15 protein-coding genes are annotated in these 16,219 nt (G+C 65.5%); 6 read left to right on the top strand and 9 right to left on the bottom strand.

Annotated elements, in window-relative coordinates; translation table 11 throughout:
- Positions 1 to 258 precede the first annotated feature (258 nt).
- The 6 genes from aceE (at position 259) to ABIB27_RS01920 (ending at position 8,304) form a co-directional block, all read left to right on the top strand.
- Complete coding sequence (gene aceE, locus ABIB27_RS01945) at positions 259 to 3,027, top strand: pyruvate dehydrogenase (acetyl-transferring), homodimeric type (protein WP_354253418.1); 2,769 nt, start codon at positions 259 to 261, stop codon at positions 3,025 to 3,027.
- A 237-nt stretch (positions 3,028 to 3,264) separates the two neighbouring features.
- The gene (locus ABIB27_RS01940) at positions 3,265 to 4,509 is read left to right on the top strand and encodes a PucR family transcriptional regulator (protein WP_354253417.1); all 1,245 of its coding nucleotides are present in this window, start codon (positions 3,265 to 3,267) and stop codon (positions 4,507 to 4,509) included.
- A gap of 88 nt (positions 4,510 to 4,597) precedes the next feature.
- Positions 4,598 to 5,527 (top strand): ACP S-malonyltransferase, encoded by a 930-nt coding sequence (locus ABIB27_RS01935; protein ID WP_354214198.1) that lies wholly within the window; start codon positions 4,598 to 4,600, stop codon positions 5,525 to 5,527.
- A complete protein-coding gene (locus ABIB27_RS01930) occupies positions 5,524 to 6,585 on the top strand; it encodes a beta-ketoacyl-ACP synthase III (protein ID WP_354214197.1) in 1,062 nt (353 codons plus the stop codon). Before ABIB27_RS01935 ends, ABIB27_RS01930 begins: the two co-directional genes overlap by 4 nt.
- A gap of 84 nt (positions 6,586 to 6,669) precedes the next feature.
- A complete protein-coding gene (locus ABIB27_RS01925) occupies positions 6,670 to 6,915 on the top strand; it encodes an acyl carrier protein (protein WP_354214196.1) in 246 nt (81 codons plus the stop codon).
- A 153-nt stretch (positions 6,916 to 7,068) separates the two neighbouring features.
- Entirely contained in the window at positions 7,069 to 8,304 is a 1,236-nt protein-coding gene (locus tag ABIB27_RS01920) for a beta-ketoacyl-[acyl-carrier-protein] synthase family protein (RefSeq protein ID WP_354214195.1), read from the top strand.
- A 105-nt stretch (positions 8,305 to 8,409) separates the two neighbouring features.
- Here the strand turns inward: ABIB27_RS01920 and ABIB27_RS01915 are convergent, their stop codons facing one another.
- The 9 genes from ABIB27_RS01915 to lepB (ABIB27_RS01875) form a co-directional block, all read right to left on the bottom strand.
- On the bottom strand, positions 8,410 to 8,913 hold the full coding sequence (locus tag ABIB27_RS01915; RefSeq protein ID WP_056349065.1) for a DUF3145 domain-containing protein: 504 nt from the start codon (positions 8,911 to 8,913) through the stop codon (positions 8,410 to 8,412).
- A 271-nt stretch (positions 8,914 to 9,184) separates the two neighbouring features.
- Positions 9,185 to 10,111, bottom strand: a complete 927-nt coding sequence (locus tag ABIB27_RS01910) for a tyrosine recombinase XerC (protein WP_354214194.1) — start codon at positions 10,109 to 10,111, stop codon at positions 9,185 to 9,187.
- Positions 10,112 to 10,162: 51 nt separating this feature from the next.
- Entirely contained in the window at positions 10,163 to 11,347 is a 1,185-nt protein-coding gene (gene dprA, locus ABIB27_RS01905) for a DNA-processing protein DprA (protein ID WP_354214193.1), read from the bottom strand.
- Positions 11,348 to 11,359: 12 nt separating this feature from the next.
- Positions 11,360 to 12,904 carry a YifB family Mg chelatase-like AAA ATPase gene (locus ABIB27_RS01900; protein WP_354214192.1) on the bottom strand — a complete coding sequence of 515 codons (1,545 nt, stop codon included), beginning with the start codon at positions 12,902 to 12,904 and terminating at the stop codon, positions 11,360 to 11,362.
- Entirely contained in the window at positions 12,905 to 13,264 is a 360-nt protein-coding gene (locus ABIB27_RS01895) for a YraN family protein (RefSeq protein WP_354253416.1), read from the bottom strand.
- A 121-nt stretch (positions 13,265 to 13,385) separates the two neighbouring features.
- Positions 13,386 to 13,712 carry a DUF2469 domain-containing protein gene (locus ABIB27_RS01890; protein WP_111909356.1) on the bottom strand — a complete coding sequence of 109 codons (327 nt, stop codon included), beginning with the start codon at positions 13,710 to 13,712 and terminating at the stop codon, positions 13,386 to 13,388.
- Positions 13,713 to 13,778: 66 nt separating this feature from the next.
- Positions 13,779 to 14,516 carry a ribonuclease HII gene (gene rnhB, locus ABIB27_RS01885; protein ID WP_502909085.1) on the bottom strand — a complete coding sequence of 246 codons (738 nt, stop codon included), beginning with the start codon at positions 14,514 to 14,516 and terminating at the stop codon, positions 13,779 to 13,781.
- A 2-nt stretch (positions 14,517 to 14,518) separates the two neighbouring features.
- Complete coding sequence (gene lepB / locus ABIB27_RS01880; RefSeq protein WP_354253415.1) at positions 14,519 to 15,475, bottom strand: signal peptidase I; 957 nt, start codon at positions 15,473 to 15,475, stop codon at positions 14,519 to 14,521.
- Positions 15,476 to 16,153 (bottom strand): signal peptidase I, encoded by a 678-nt coding sequence (gene lepB, locus ABIB27_RS01875; RefSeq protein WP_354214189.1) that lies wholly within the window; start codon positions 16,151 to 16,153, stop codon positions 15,476 to 15,478.
- Positions 16,154 to 16,219: the final 66 nt, after the last annotated feature.

Here is a 16,219-nt window from a genome sequence, read left to right as displayed (position 1 = left end):
CATTGCAGCGGCTTTCGTCACACAACCAGTATGCCAACGAAATGCAACCGTGGTGCCACGGACGCGGCTACGCAACGCGCTGGAGTCACAGCTAGAGTGACTGGTGACGACTATGCCTGCGGGGCGACCACCTGTAACTGACAGCAGACATAGGCGTGATAGGACCCTGCCCGGCGCACATGACCGGGTGTTGTAACCGATACGTCGCACACGTCGCATCCATCCCGGACAGTCACCCTGCCCGGCGTGGGGGCGCCGATGCATGCGCGCAAAGAGAGGTTGGACGTGGCTGCAGGAGAAGATACCTCCCATATCCTCAGCGGGTTGACTAACCAGCTGCCTGATCGTGATCCGGAAGAGACCGCCGAATGGGTTGAGTCCCTGGACGCGCTGATCAGGGAACAGGGCACCGAGCGTGCCCAATACATCATGCGGAGCCTGCTGCAGCGTGCCGGCGCGCAGAGCGTTGGCGTGCCGATGGTGACCACCACGGATTACGTGAACACCATTCCCGTGGACCAGGAAGCGCAATTCCCCGGCAACGAGGAATACGAGCGCCGCTACCGCGCCTACATGCGCTGGAACGCGGCCATCATGGTGCACCGGTCCCAGCGGCCCAACATCGGCGTCGGCGGACACATCTCCACCTACGCCGGAGCAGCGACCCTGTACGAGGTGGGCTTCAACCACTTCTTCCGCGGCAAGGACCACCCCGGCGGCGGCGACCAGGTCTTCTTCCAGGGCCATGCCTCCCCCGGCATGTATGCCCGGGCGTTTATGGAAGGCCGGCTCACCGAGGAAGACCTGGACGGTTTCCGGCAGGAAAAGTCCAAGGAAGGCCACGCGCTCTCCTCCTACCCGCACCCCCGGCTGATGCCCCAGTTCTGGGAATTCCCCACCGTGTCCATGGGCATCGGCCCGATGAACGCGATCTACCAGGCCCAGTCCAACCGGTACCTGCACAACCGCGGCCTGAAGGACACTTCCGACCAACAGGTCTGGGCGTACCTGGGCGACGGCGAAATGGACGAGCCCGAGTCCCGCGGCCTGCTCCAGCTCGCCGCGAACGAGAACCTGGACAACCTGAACTTTGTGATCAACTGCAACCTCCAGCGCCTGGACGGGCCGGTACGCGGCAACGGCAAGATCATGCAGGAACTCGAAGCGTTCTTCCGCGGCGCGGGCTGGAACGTCATCAAGGTCGTTTGGGGCCGTGAGTGGGATGACCTGCTCACCAAGGACACCGACGGCTCACTCGTCAAGATCATGAACGAAACCCCGGACGGCGACTACCAGACCTACAAGGCAGAGTCCGGCGGGTTCGTCCGCGATCACTTCTTCGGCAAGACCCCGCAGACCAAGGACATGGTCGCGGACCTCTCCGATGATGACATCTGGAACCTCAAGCGCGGCGGCCACGATTACCGCAAGGTCTATGCCGCCTACAAGGCAGCCACCGAATTCAAGGGCAAACCCACCGTGATCCTGGCCAAGACGGTCAAGGGCTACGGACTGGGGCCGCACTTCGAGGGCCGCAACGCGACCCACCAGATGAAGAAGCTCACCCTCGATGACCTGAAAAAGTTCCGCGACCACCTGCGGATTCCGGTCACCGACGAGGAGCTGGAGAAGGATCTGTACCAGCCGCCGTACTACCACCCGGGCACCGATGCGCCGGAGATCAAGTACATGATGGACCGCCGGGCCGAGCTGGGCGGTGCTGTGCCGGAGCGCCGCTCCAAGCACCAGGACATCGCCCTGCCCGACGCTAAAACGTACGAGGTCGCCAAGCGCGGTTCCGGCAAGCAGCAGGCAGCTACCACCATGGCTTTTGTCCGGCTCCTCAAGGACCTCATGCGGGACAAGAACTTCGGCAAGCACATCGCGCCGATCATCCCCGATGAAGCCCGCACGTTCGGTATGGACGCATTCTTCCCCACGGCCAAGATCTACAACCCCAAGGGCCAGAACTACCTGTCCGTGGACCGGGACCTCGTGCTGGCCTACAAGGAATCGGCCCAAGGCCAGCTGATCCACCCCGGCATCAATGAAGCCGGCGCCGTGGCAGCGTTCACCGCCGCCGGAACCGCGTACGCCACCCACGGGGTACCCCTGATCCCGGTCTACGTGTTCTACTCCATGTTCGGGTTCCAGCGCACCGGCGACGCCTTCTGGGCAGCCGGTGACCAGATGGCCCGCGGGTTCATCATCGGCGCCACCGCAGGCCGGACCACCCTTACCGGCGAAGGCCTCCAGCACGCCGACGGCCACTCCCCGCTGCTGGCCTCCACGAACCCGGCAGTGGTCACCTATGACCCCGCCTACGGGTACGAAATGGGCCACATCATGCGGGACGGCATCGAACGCATGTACGGCCCGAATTCGGCTGACCGGAACCTGATGTACTACATCACGGTTTACAACGAGCCCATCACCCAGCCAGCGGAACCTGAGGAACTCGACGTCGAAGGGGTCCTGAAGGGCATCTACCTTCTGGCTCCGGCAAAGATCGACGGTCCCCGGACCCAGATCCTGGCCTCCGGCGTCTCGGTTCCCTGGGCCATAGAAGCCCAGCGGATCCTCGCCGAGGACTGGGGCGTCTCCGCCGATGTCTGGTCCGTCACGTCCTGGAACGAACTGCGCCGCGACGGCATGGCCGCCGAGGAAGAAGCGTTCCTGAACCCGGGCCAGCCCGCGCGTGTCCCGTTCGTGGCCCAGCAACTCGCGGGCGCCACCGGCCCTGTAGTTGCCGTCTCGGACTACATGAAGGCCGTCCCGGACCAGATCCGCCAGTTCGTGCCGAACGAGTTCGCCACGCTTGGAGCAGACGGCTTCGGCTTCTCCGACACCCGTGCCGCCGCACGCCGCTTCTTCAAGAACGACATCCACTCCATCGTGGTCCGTTCCCTGGAAATGCTGTCGCGCCGCGGTGAGGTTGATGCCCAGGCCCCGGCCCAGGCAATCGAGAAGTACCGCCTGCACAACGTCAACGCCGGTTCCACCGGCAACGCAGGCGGCGAGTCCTGATCCACTCCGATTGAGTTTTTGTCCAGATAACACCACCGACAGGCCTTGATCGGCCCCTTATCTGGACAAAAACTCGCAATGCGAAGTCACCACAACGGCGGTCCGCACCACAAGGTGCGGGCCGCCGTCGTCGTCGGTTGGTTCCCCCCGCGACGCGCAGGCTGTGACGCAGCTACCACTGCCGTTGTAGCCTTTGCACAAATGGAGCTTGAGCGGTGGGCACCGTATGCTCAGAAGATGCCTGAGCCCACCACCCCGACTGCGAAGCGCAAGCCAACCTCGCGCAGCACCGCGCCGGAGAAATCCGAAACCCTGAAAAAACTCCGGGCGAGTGTCGGCCAGCTCTCCACCACCACCCTTCGCCAGCTGGAAAAGTCACTCCCCTGGTATTCCCGGCTCAGCTCAGATGAGCGCTCGGCCCTTGGCATGGTGGCGCAGAACGGCATCGCAGCGTTTGTCGCCTGGTACGAACGGCCCAGCTCGCCGTCGTGGATCCTCTCCGACGTCTTCGGCACTGCCCCCACGGAACTGACCAGATCCATCAGCCTGCAGAAGGCCCTCCAGCTCATCCGGATCGTGGTGGAGGTGGTGGAGGACCAGGTACCGGTCATCGCTCCCGAAGCGGACCAGCCCGCACTCCGCGAAGCTGTGCTGCGGTACTCGCGGGAGGTCGCGTTTGCCGCTGCGGACGTCTATGCCAGGGCTGCCGAGTCCCGCGGATCCTGGGACACCAGGCTGGAAGCCCTGATCGTGGATGCCATCCTGCGCGGGGAAAACACTGACGCGCTGCGGTCCAGGATCGCCGCGCTGGGCTGGAAAGCCCAGGAGCGGTTCACTGTCATGGTGGGAAATTCGCCCTCGGAACCAAGCGCCAGCTACGTCAGCGAGCTCCGCCGCCTGGCTGGCCGCTACGCAGAGGACGCCCTGGTGGGCATCCAGGGCGACCGGCTGATCCTGATCCTGGGCGGTGTCCACGACCGTGAGACGGCCTACCAGAAGCTGAGCGAGATGTTCGCCCCGGGGCCGGTGGTTTACGGCGCGGAAGCGGGCTCCCTGCTGGAGGCCAGCGGGTCCGCCCAGTCTGCTTTCGCCGGCCTCACCGCCGCGCGGGCCTGGCCTTCCGCGCCCCGTCCTGTGGCCGCCGACGACCTCCTGCCGGAACGCGTCATTTCCGGCGACGAAGCGGCCCGGCGTTCACTGGTCAAGAACATCTACCGGCCATTGGTCGCCGCCTCAAACGGGCTGGTGGAGACGTTGGGCACCTACCTTGAGTTGGGCCATTCCCTCGAGGCGACGGCGCGGGAGCTGTTCGTCCACGCCAACACCGTGAGGTACCGGCTCAAGCGCGTCTGCGACGTCACAGGCTGGGATCCGCTCCTTCCCCGCGAGGCGTTTGTGCTGCAGGCAGCCCTTGTGGTCGGGCGGCTTTCAACGCCGCCAAAAGCGCCCACAGAACGTCATCCGGCGCGGAATCAGGTCTGAGTCGTTGTAGACTTCCTACAATCTGACCCCTTGAGCTTGGTGCAGACAAACACCGCTGGATGACACAGTAATTTGGAAAGCTGGATACGTGCTTGCAATAGTCTGCCCTGGACAGGGCTCACAGACCCCGGGTTTTCTGGCCCCCTGGTTGGAACTGCCTTCGGTAGCAGGCCTACTGGCCTCCCTGAGCGAAATCGCAGGCATCGACCTGACCGCTCACGGGACCACCTCCGACGAAGAAACCATCAAAGACACCGCCGTTGCGCAGCCGCTGATTGTTGCCGCCGGACTGGTGGCCGCCGCGTCGCTCTTCGACGTCGAGCTCGGCTCGCTTCCGGTGATTCTTGCCGGCCACTCAGTCGGTGAGATCACGGCCGCTGCGTTGGCCGGCGTGCTCACCGAGCAGGAGGCCATGGCGTTCGTCCGGGAGCGCGCCAACAGCATGGCCGCAGCCGCTGCCTTGACACCTACCGGCATGAGCGCAGTGGTAGGTGGGGACCCGGCAGAAGTCCTGGCCGCCATTGAGGCCTCCGGCGCAACTCCCGCCAACATCAACGGTGCCGGGCAGACAGTAGCGGCAGGAACCTTCGAGCAGCTGCAGGCCCTGGCGGACAACCCGCCGGCCAAGGCACGCGTTATTCCTTTGAAGGTTGCCGGGGCATTCCATACCTCCCACATGTCGCCTGCAGTGAGCGCCCTCGAGGCGCTGAAGCCGGACCTCAAACCGCAGAAGCCGGTGGTGCCGCTGCTGTCCAACTTCGACGGCCGCGAAGTGTTCGACGGCGATGCCGCCGTCGAAAGCCTCATTGCGCAGGTCTCCCGGCCAGTCCGTTGGGACCTGTGCATGGAAAACCTTGTGCAGCGCGGCGTTACTGGCCTGATTGAGCTCGCACCGGCCGGTACCCTCACCGGACTCGCCAAGCGCGGCATGCCCGGCGTTAAAACCGTTGCAGTCAAAACGCCGGACGACCTCACGGCCGCACTGGCACTCTTCGCAGAATTGGAGGGAAATGCATGAGCGTTCCCACGCTGAACCAACTGCCCGTCAACCAGTACAGCCGCATCCTCGGACTCGGCGCGTTCCGGCCGGATGTCATTGTCACCAACGACGACGTCTGCCAGTGGATTGACTCCTCCGACGAGTGGATCCGCCAGCGGACCGGAATTATCACCCGTCACCGTGCCGCCGCCGGGGTCAGCGTCATTGACATGGCGGAAGGCGCAGCACGGGAGGCCCTGCAGAAGGCCGGCATCGAAGCCTCACAGCTGGGTGCCGTCATTGTTTCGACCGTGACGCACCCCTACGCCACGCCGTCCGCCGCGGCCGCACTGGCCGACCGTATCGGTGCGACGCCGGCTCCCGCCTTCGACATCTCGGCCGCCTGTGCCGGTTACTGCTACGGGATCGCCCAGGCTGATGCGTTGGTCCGTTCCGGTGCCGCCACCTACGTGTTGGTGGTCGGGGCAGAAAAGCTTTCGGACGTCATCGATAACCGGGAACGGACCATCTCCTTCCTCCTGGGCGATGGCGCCGGCGCAGTTGTCGTCGGCCCTTCGGACGCCCCCGGCATCGGCCCGTCGGTATGGGGTTCGGACGGCAGTAAGTGGGACGCCATCGGCATGACGCGTTCCATGCTCGATGTCCGCGACCTGAGCATGGCAGCCCGCCAGTCCGACGAGTCCGGCGACTTTGCTCTGCTCGAAGAGGCACAGGAACTGTACCCCACCCTCCGCCAGGACGGCCAGACGGTCTTCCGCTGGGCGGTCTGGGAAATGGCCAAGATGGCAGCGCAGGCCCTGGAGGCTGCCGGCGTCAAGGCCGAAGACCTGGTGGCGTTCATCCCCCACCAGGCCAACATGCGGATCATTGACGAGATGGCCAAGAAACTCAAGCTTCCCGAATCCGTCATCATCGCCCGGGACATCGCGGAAGCCGGTAACACCTCGGCTGCCTCCATCCCGCTGGCCACCCACCGCCTGCTCCAGGAGAACCCTGGCCTCAGCGGCGGCCTGGCACTCCAGATCGGCTTCGGTGCCGGCCTGGTCTTTGGTGCCCAGGTCATCGTCCTCCCTTAAGAACGCCCCACAACAGGCCGCGCACCCGCGGGCTGAACCGTTTCCGGCACCCCCTGCCGGCAATAACAAGAAAAGGAGCCGTCAATGGCTAGCAACGAAGAGATCCTGACCGGCTTGGCTGAAATCGTCAACGAAGAAACCGGCCTCGCCCCCGAAGCCGTGGAGCTGGACAAGTCCTTCACCGAGGACCTGGACATCGACTCCATCTCCATGATGACCATTGTGGTCAACGCCGAAGAGAAATTCGGCGTGCGCATCCCGGACGAAGAGGTCAAGAACCTCAAGACCGTGGGCGACGCCGTCAGCTTCATCGCCGGCGCACAGGCTTAGACAGGGCTTCAGCCCCTTCAGGCTGACAGGACTGCCGGCCCGCCCTAGCAGGGCCGGCAGTCCACCAGATTTTTCCCGGCAGCCAGCTGCCCAACACGCGGGACCCCGCCGGAGTTAGCGGATACGGCCTGCCCAGCGACAGAGAGTGATCCAATGACACGCAAAGTAGTCATTACCGGTCTGGGTGCCACCACGCCCATCGGCGGCGACGTACCAACCATGTGGAAGAACGCGCTGAAAGGCGTCTCCGGTGCCCGCACTCTGGAGGATGAATGGGTTGCCAAATACGAACTGCCCGTCCACTTCGCGGCCCGTTGCACCACTCCGGCATTGGATGTACTGGGCCGCGTTGAAGCCAAACGGATGGACCCCTCGACCCAGTTCGGCGTCATCGCCGCCCGTGAGGCGTGGGCCGATTCCGGCATCACGGAAATTGACCACGACCGCCTGGCAGTGGCCTTCGCCACCGGGATTGGCGGCGTATGGACCCTGCTCGATGCTTGGGACACGCTGAAGGAAAAGGGCCCCCGCCGCGTCCTCCCCATGACGGTCCCCATGCTGATGCCCAACGGCGTCGCTGCGGCCGTCAGCCTTGACCTTGGCGCCCGTGCCGGCGCCCACACCCCCGTTTCGGCCTGCGCTTCCGGCACCGAGGCCCTCCACCTGGGCCTGGACCTGATCCGTTCCGGTAAGGCCGACGTCGTCATGTGCGGCGGCGCCGAAGCCGCCATCCACCCAATGCCGCTCGCTGCGTTCGCGTCAATGCAGGCACTCTCCCGCCGCAACGACGACCCGCAGGGCGCCTCACGTCCCTACGATCTTGGCCGCGACGGCTTTGTGATGGGCGAAGGCGCCGGGGCCCTGGTCCTGGAAGCCGAGGAGCATGCCCTCGCCCGCGGCGCCCGAATCTACGCCGAACTGGCCGGCACGTCCGTGACGGCAGACGCATACCACATCACCGCTCCGGACCCCCAGGGCCTGGGCGCCACCCGGGCGCTCAAGGCAGCCATGTTCGACGGCCGCATCCAGGCCGAGGATGTGGTCCACGTTAACGCGCACGCCACCTCCACCCCCGTCGGTGACAAGCCCGAGTACACGGCGCTCCGTGCCGCGCTGGGGAACCACATCGACAACGTTGCGGTATCCGCCACGAAGTCGCAGATGGGGCACCTCCTCGGCGCGTCAGGCGCAGTGGAGGCCGTGCTTACCGTGCTGGCTGTCTACGAACGCAAGGCTCCGGTGACCATCAACCTTGAGAACCAGGATCCCGAGATCCCGCTCGACGTCGTCACCTCGGCCCGCGACCTGCCGGCCGGCGACGTGGTGGCGCTAAGCAACTCGTTCGGTTTCGGCGGCCACAACGCCGTCATCGCCATCCGCAACGTCTAGCAGCAGTCACCACTTAAACAAGAGGAGGCCCCGCCATTTGGCGGGGCCTCCTCTTTGCTATGGAGCGGCTGGTGGAACGTACGACGGCGTGGCTTCCGGCTGCCGTCAGCCCACTTGGTGCAGCCAGCGGACAGGGGCGCCCTCGGCCGCGTGGCGGAAGGGCTCCAGTTCTTCATCCCAGGCTTCACCGAGGGCCAAAGAGAGTTCATGGTAGACGGCGGAAGGATCGCCGGCGCCTGATTCGTAGGCGTAGCGGATCCTGTCCTCAGAGACCATGATGTTCCCGTGGACGTCAGTTGTGGCGTGGAAGATCCCCAGCTCGGGGGTGTGCGACCAGCGGCCGCCATCAACCCCCTGGCTTGGCTCCTCTGTGACCTCATAGCGCAGATGCGCCCAGCCTCGGAGCGAGGACGCCAGCAGCGACCCGGTGCCTGGGGTGCCCGTCCAGGAGAGCTCAGCCCGGAACATTCCGGGCGCAGCAGGCTGAGGTGTCCACTCAAGATCCGTCCGCTTATCCACGACGGATCCAATGGCCCACTCAACATGCGGGCACAGTGCCGTAGGGGCCGAGTGAACAAACAGCACACCGCGGGTCATTGCAACAGACATTCCATCCTCCATAGCTGTAGGTACGTCTTCCCCAACGACCTCTGCCTGGATGAAACTGCCCGTGCTGTTTCCAGCCGCGGTGTTCCTTACCTGAATATTAAAGTGTGTCCGGACTTGCGGTGGCGCGCAGAGCGAAAGAGCTTCAAGCGACACTTGAAAGTTGCCGGACGTGACTCTTATTGTGCCGTACCCCGTCTAATTACGCCAGTGCGATTCGCCACAGCTGGCATGAACCGCGTTTTGCCGTCCCTGCGCGGGCTTCCGGCGGCGTTCAGGCCCTGGGATGGGCCTGCTGGTAGCTCCGCCGGAGCCGTTCCACCGAGACGTGCGTGTAGATCTGGGTGGTGGACAGGCTGCTGTGGCCCAGGATTTCCTGCACCGCCCGGAGGTCCGCTCCGCCGTCCAGGAGGTGGGTCGCGGCTGAATGCCGGAGAGCGTGCGGGCCGGTCGCTGAGGTGTCGCCCAAGGCCTCGAAGAGCCCTTTCACCACGGTCCGGACCTGGCGCTGGTCAACGCGGTTGCCTCTGGCCCCCAGGAACAGTGCCGGGCCGCTGTGCCCCGTCGCCAGGAGCGGCCGGCCCCGGCGGAGCCAGTCGTCGACGGCGACAGCAGCCGGGACGCCATAGGGGACAGTCCGTTCTTTGTTGCCCTTGCCAACGACGCGGAGGGTGCGGCGGTCCGGGTTGAGATCGTCCACGTCCAGTCCCGCCAGCTCCCCCACCCGCAGGCCGGAGGCGTAAAGGACTTCCACCATGGCGCGGTTGCGCACCGGCACCGGCGAGCCCTCCGCTGCAGCTTCCTCCAGGCTGGTTAACAGCCGGACAAGCTGCTGGGACTGCAGCACTCCCGGCAGAGACTTTTCCGCTTTCGGAGCCCTCAGCCGGAGGGCGGGGTTGACTTCGATGAGCTCCTCCCGCAGCGCCCAGGTGGTGAAGGACCGTGCAGTAGCCGCTCTCCGGGCCAGGGTGGAACGGGACATCCCGGCCTGGCTTTGCGCCCCCAACCAGCCGCGGAGAGTCCCCAGTGCCAGTTCCGGCAGATCAGTGAGGCCGTCGGCGGCGGCGTGTTCCAGGAGGCTTTGAAGGTCTGAAAGGTAAGCCCGGCGTGTATGCGCGGAGCGGGCCCGCTCCGCTTCAAGATACCGGCCGAAGCCGGCGAGAGCCTGCTCGAACGCCGGGGACAGTTCCTGGTTCTCCACCGTTACACTGTGACAGAATTCAGCCGTCAATCCGGCCCGGGACACAGGAAACTAGCGGGAATCCTTGGCCCGTTTCCAGCCGCCCCTTTCTGAGACGGCCAGCCCCACCAGCCCAAGCCTGCCCAGCCCCGCCCGCACGGAGTCGACGCTGAGGCCAGCGACGGCGCAGAGTTTGTCCACGGATGTGGTGGACCGGAGGGGAAGGGCATCGAGGAGGATCAGGTCCTCCAACGTCAGGCCGTCGTGCTCGGCCGCATGAGCCGTTCCAGGCTCAGCAAGCCCTGCACCGCTGGGCGAAGCCAGTTCAGCGATCTCGGCTGCGTCAGTCACGCAGACTGCGCCGCCGTCCCGGAGCAGCCGATGACAGCCTGCTGAGTTTGCGCTGTGGACAGACCCGGGGACTGCCCCGACTGCCCGGCCCAGCGTCTCCGCATGGTGGGCCGTGTTCAGCGCCCCGGACCGCCATCGGGCTTCCACCACCACCGTTACGGCCGCCAGGGCGGCGATCAGCCTGTTCCGCTGAAGAAACCGGTAGCGGGTGGGCGCCGATCCCGGCGGGACCTCTGCCATCACCGCCCCTTGGTTGCAGACCGCCCGGAGGAGATCCTCGTTGCCGGACGGGTAAAAGCGGTCCACGCCGCCCGCCATGACAGCTATGGTGGGCATCGCCCCTGATCCCCCGGCCAACGCGGCCCTGTGTGCGTGCGCGTCAATGCCGTAGGCACCTCCGGAAACTACGGTGAAACCGCGCTGCGCCAGGGTGTAGGCAATATCGCCGGTAACGGACGCACCATAGCTGGTGCTGTCGCGGGAACCCACCAGCGCCACGCAGCGAGCCCGGCCTGGCAGCTCCTGTTCCACGCCGCGCCACCACAGGCAGATGGGTTCATGAATCCCGAGGTCCCCGAGTTGGGCAGGCCAGAGGTCGTCCGAGGGGACGATCACCCGGCCGCCGAGGCGTGCCATGGTGGCCAGGTCGCGTTCGGGAGCCAGATCGGGAACGCGTGGCGACCAGCGTCTGAGGGCCGCCGTCATGCCGCCCCAGCTGGTTCCGGCGCCGTTCTCGGCAAGAAGACCGGTGATTTCCTGTTCCAGTGCCGGGCCGGCAGATGCCTGGCCGGTGGCGATCAACAGGGCGTCCTGGGCGCCTGTGGCCTGCACCAGCGCCAGCCCGGCAGCATCCTGGGGTTCCATAAGCCGCGACAGCGCGGCCCGCGCGATCCGTTCGTTATCCATGGTTTCCGTCCTTCACGCCGCTGCCGAGGCAGCCTGCCGCAGGCCCAGGGCCTGGCCGATGTCGTTGGTGTCGGGCCTGTCGCGGTGCGACAGGTCCGCCAGGGTCCAGGCGAGCCGCAGGACCCTGTCGTAACCCCTGGCCGTCAGCACGCCGCGCTCCAGGGACTGATCCAGGATCCGGGTGGCTGTTGCGGGCAGCCGGAGGGCACCGCGCAGAATGCGGCCGGGTACCTGGGAGTTGGTTTCCAGGCCCAGCGGCCGCAGCCGTTCTGCCTGCCGCCTTCGGGCATCGCCCACTCGTCCGGCCACGGCAGCGGTGTCCTCCTCCGCGCCAGCCTGGCCGAAGTCTGCCAGTGAAACCCGTTCCACCTGCAGCTGGATGTCCACGCGGTCCAGGAGCGGCCCTGACATCCTGGCCACGTAGCGGCGTCGCATCATGGGCGTACAGGTGCAGTTCAGGCCCTTTCCGGACGCTTTGCCGCAGGGGCAAGGGTTGGCGGCAAGGACCAGCTGGAAACGGGCAGGATAGGCGGCTGTTCCCGCGGAGCGGTGAATGACCAACTCCCCGCTCTCCAGTGGCTGTCTCAGAGCGTCCAAAACGCGGCGTTCGTATTCCGGCGCCTCGTCCAGGAACAGGACGCCACGGTGGGCCCTGGAGGCAGCACCGGGCCGGGGCAACCCCGAGCCGCCGCCGATGATCGCCGCGGCTGTGGCCGAATGATGCGGGTTTTCGAACGGCGGACGCCGGAGGAGCTGGACGGCTGATGAGGGAAGGCCGCATAACGAGTGGATGGCGGTGACCTCCATGGCCTCGTTGTCCGCAAGGTCCGGCAACAGCCCGGGCAGTCTCTCCGCCAGCATGGTCTTGCCCGCGCCCGGCGGCCCGGTCAGCAGAAGGTGGTGGGCGCCGGCCGCTGCCACCTCAAGCGCACGGCGGGCATCGCCTTGACCGGAGACGTCGGCCATGTCCGGCACTGCCAGGGCGCCTGGCAGGGAATCCCCGTGGCCGGCGTCATCTTCGGGTTCGAAGTCCAGTGCCAGTTCCTGCGGGTCCGCCCCGAAATCGAGGGCAAGCCGGGCGAGGGTCCGGTAACCCCTGACGTTGGCACCGGGGACCAGCGACGCTTCGCCGAAGTTGGCCTGTGCCACCACAACGTCCGGATATCCGGCTTGGACGGCCGCCATGACCGCAGGCAGGATGCCGCGAACCGGCCGCAGCCGGCCGTCCAAACCCAGTTCGGCGATGAAGACAGTCCGCGCTGTGGGTTTGATGTCATTGGCGGCCCGCAGAACCGCCATAGTGACAGCGAGGTCGAACCCCGAACCGCGTTTGGGCAGCGAAGCCGGAATTAGGTTTGCCGTGATCTTTCGGCGGCTCAGCGGAATACCGGAATTCTTGGCCGCCGACCGTATCCGCTCTTTGGCTTCGTTGAGGGCGGCGTCCGGCAGACCAAGAATGACAAATGCCGGCAAAGTCTGGCCGATGTCAGCCTCGACCTCGACGATGTACCCGTTCAACCCCACGAGCGCCACCGAATATGTCCGGCCCAGAGCCATCTACCCCACCCCTTTGAGGTGTTCCACCAGAGGGTCGCCGCCGCCGCCGTCGTCCACCACGGCAATGACGTCCACCCGCCGCAACGGCATCCGCAGTTCCCGGTCCCGGCACCACGCCGATCCCAGCCGGTGCAGGCGGGCCAGTTTGGCCGTTCCCACGGCCTCAAACGGATGGCCGTAATCCAGGGAGCGCCGGGTTTTCACTTCGGCGATCACCAGCGAGTCCCCGTCCAGGGCCACGATGTCTATTTCACCTTCAGTGCAGCGCCAATTCCGCTCCACCACCAGCATGCCCAGCGATTCAAGATAACCGGCAGCGAGCTCCTCGCCGCGTTGGCCCAACAGGTCTTTGGCTTTCATTTCTACCTCCGCAACCAGCCTGCCGTGGCAGGACAGTGGACGGCGGAAAGCTAGTGGCCTATGTGGGTAAACTCAGCAGAAAACGCTTCCGTGGCAGCGTTGTGGAGGAGCAGTGGGCGCATCAGTTGCCCAGGTCAACGTCCTTGGGCAGTGCGAGTTCCTCGTTGCGGGGCAGCTCTTCGACGTTGACGTCCTTGAAGGTCAGCACCCGGACCGTCTTGACGAACCGTGCCGAGCGGTAGACGTCCCACACCCAGGCGTCCTGCAGCGTCAGGTCGAAGTAAACCTCGCCGTCGGCGCTGCGGGCCTGGAGGTCAACATGGTTGGCGAGGTAAAAGCGGCGTTCCGTCTCGACCACATAGCTGAAGAGCCCGACGACATCCCGGTATTCACGGTAGAGCTGCAACTCCATGTCGGTTTCATAATTTTCAAGATCCTCAGCGCTCATGCTTCCATCTTGCACCATTCAGGGCGGCACGGGCGCCGCCCAGGCACCGCGCCCCGGTGCCTGGCCTCAGAGGTCTCCGCCAAGGAGGTTCCAGCTCACCCGGTGGTAGGGGGTGGGGCCCGCGGCGCGCAACGCGGCGCGGTGGATGACAGTGGCGTAGCCCTTGTTAACGTCCCAACCAAAATTCGGATACTCGGTGTGCAGGCCACGCATCTGCTGATCGCGTTCCACCTTGGCGATCACGCTCGCGGCAGCCACGCTCAGGCACTGCATGTCCGCCTTCACCTTGGTATGGACGGGAGCGGCGCAGCCGGCTTCCAGCACAGGCTCGTCGAACAGGGAAAGCTGCGCGGCCGGCGAGAGCCAGTTGTGACTGCCATCGAGCAGCACTACGTCCGGGCTTACACCTGTGGCGAGGATCTTCAGCCAGGCGCGTGTCCCGGCGAGCCGCAGCGCGGCGATGATGCCCAGCACGTCGATCTCGTGGGCGGAAGCATGCCCCACCGCCGAGGCCACGCTCCAGCTCCGCACAAGGGGTTCCAAGCGCTCCCTCTCCGCGGGGCTGAGCAGCTTGCTGTCCCGCACACCTGACAGGGGCTTTTGGGTATGGAGGTCAACGACGGCGATCCCCACGCTCACAGGCCCGGCAAGGGCGCCACGCCCCACCTCGTCCACTCCGGCCAGATAGCGGGCACCTTGCGCCTTGAAGGTCCGCTCGTGCCGGAGAGTCGGAGCCTTGGAACGGGGCCCTGCCGTTTGGCGGCCGGGCGCTTTGGCGGGCGTGGCGGATGTGACGGCTAACACTGTTATTTCCCTGCGGGTACGTTTCGGAAGACATCTGGGTAGTTGCCCAGGACGGTGACCCGGTTCAGCGGCCAGGCGATGACGGCTGCCCTGCCTTCCACATCCACCAGATCGACGAATCCGCCGTTGGAGTCCAGATGGGAGCGGGAATCAGCGGAATGGTTACGGTTATCGCCCATCACCCATACCTTCCCTTCCGGAACGACGACGTCGAAGGCGCGGATCTGCGGTGTCTCGGCAGCGTTGACGTAGGTTTCATTAATCCGAGATCCGTTGATAGTCAGTTTACCGCCGTCGTCACAGCAGATCACTTTGTCTCCGGGGAGCCCGATGACGCGTTTGACGAGGTGCTGCTCGGAGTTGTCCGGCAGCAATCCCACAAACGTCAGGCCGTCCTGGACCCAGGTAAAGGGTCCCGCCTCTTTTGCCGGCGTTTCGGCCAGCCAACCCTGGGTATCCCTGAAGACCACCACGTCACCGCGTGAAATGGCGAACGGTTCGGGCACCAGGAGGTTTACGAAGATCCGGTCGTTGATGTCCAGGGTGCTGACCATGGACTCGGACGGAATGTAGAACGCACGGAAAAGGAAAGTCTTGATCAAGAACGACAGAACCACGGCAATCACCACGACGGTGGCAACTTCCTTGAGCCAGACAAAAACCTGGCTGGGCACCCCAGTCCCGTCCTGGGGCGCCGTGGAGCGCCGTCCGGCGACCGGCGCTGCCGGCCTCGCCTCAGCACCCCCGTCGGATGCTCCGGGCGCGGAAGCACCGCCGTCGGGCGTGACGGGCGCGGAAGCACCGCCGTCGGGCGTGACGGGGCGGGACGTGACGGGATCAGAACTGACCGGGCCCGCGGCGGCCGCATCCGCCGTCACGGGGTCAGCGGTATAGCCGGCGGACTCGCTGGCGGCGCCATCACGGGACGGCTCGGGTGTCCGGGCGTGGTTCTCGGGCATCTACGGTCCGTCCTCTGTTGTTGGTCCTGCCGCGTGCGGCCGTGGTACTGCAGCAAATCTATCAAGTGGCCAGATGATCTGGACCGGCCTGCCGATGACTCTGGTAAGCGGCACCATGCCGCCGCCCGGGGCACCGAGCAGGCTGCGCGAATCGGCTGATACCGAGCGGTGGTCACCCAGCAGCCACAGCCGTCCGTCGGGAACTACGGCGGTGAACACCTGGGTGCTTGCACTGTCACCCTCGAAGAGGTAGGGCTCGTCAAGCGCCGTCCCGTTTATGGTGATCTTCCCGTCCGTGTCGCAGCAAACCACAGTATCTCCCGGAAGTCCGATGACCCGCTTGACGTACGTCGTGTCGCTGCCGGTCAGGCCCAGCCATTGGCCGGCAGCGGCGACGGAATCCAGCAAGGGACCCTTCCCGCTGTTCAGCGGAGCAAAGGATCCCCTGCCGTCAAAGACCACGATGTCGCCCCGGCGCACCGGGTTGTTATGGAAGTCGGTTCTGGAAACAAGGATCCGGTCGCCGCCTTCAAGGACAGGCTCCATGGAGTTGGACGGGATGAAGTAAACATCCAGCCACAGCGAACGGACCAGGCCGCTGACTGCAACAGCGAGCACCAGTGCCAGGAACGCAAAACGCCAGCCCATTTTTCTGGGCTGGCGTTTTGTCTGGTCCATGATCCGTATTCCTGGGGCGCTGTCGCGATGGGCTCCGGCGCTGGCCTGGTACGGCTGGGGCCTGCT

The organism is Arthrobacter sp. UYEF21, assembly GCF_040546085.1.
Taxonomy (GTDB): Bacteria; Actinomycetota; Actinomycetes; order Actinomycetales; family Micrococcaceae; genus Arthrobacter.
This window is presented reverse-complemented; position numbering and strand designations above follow the sequence as displayed.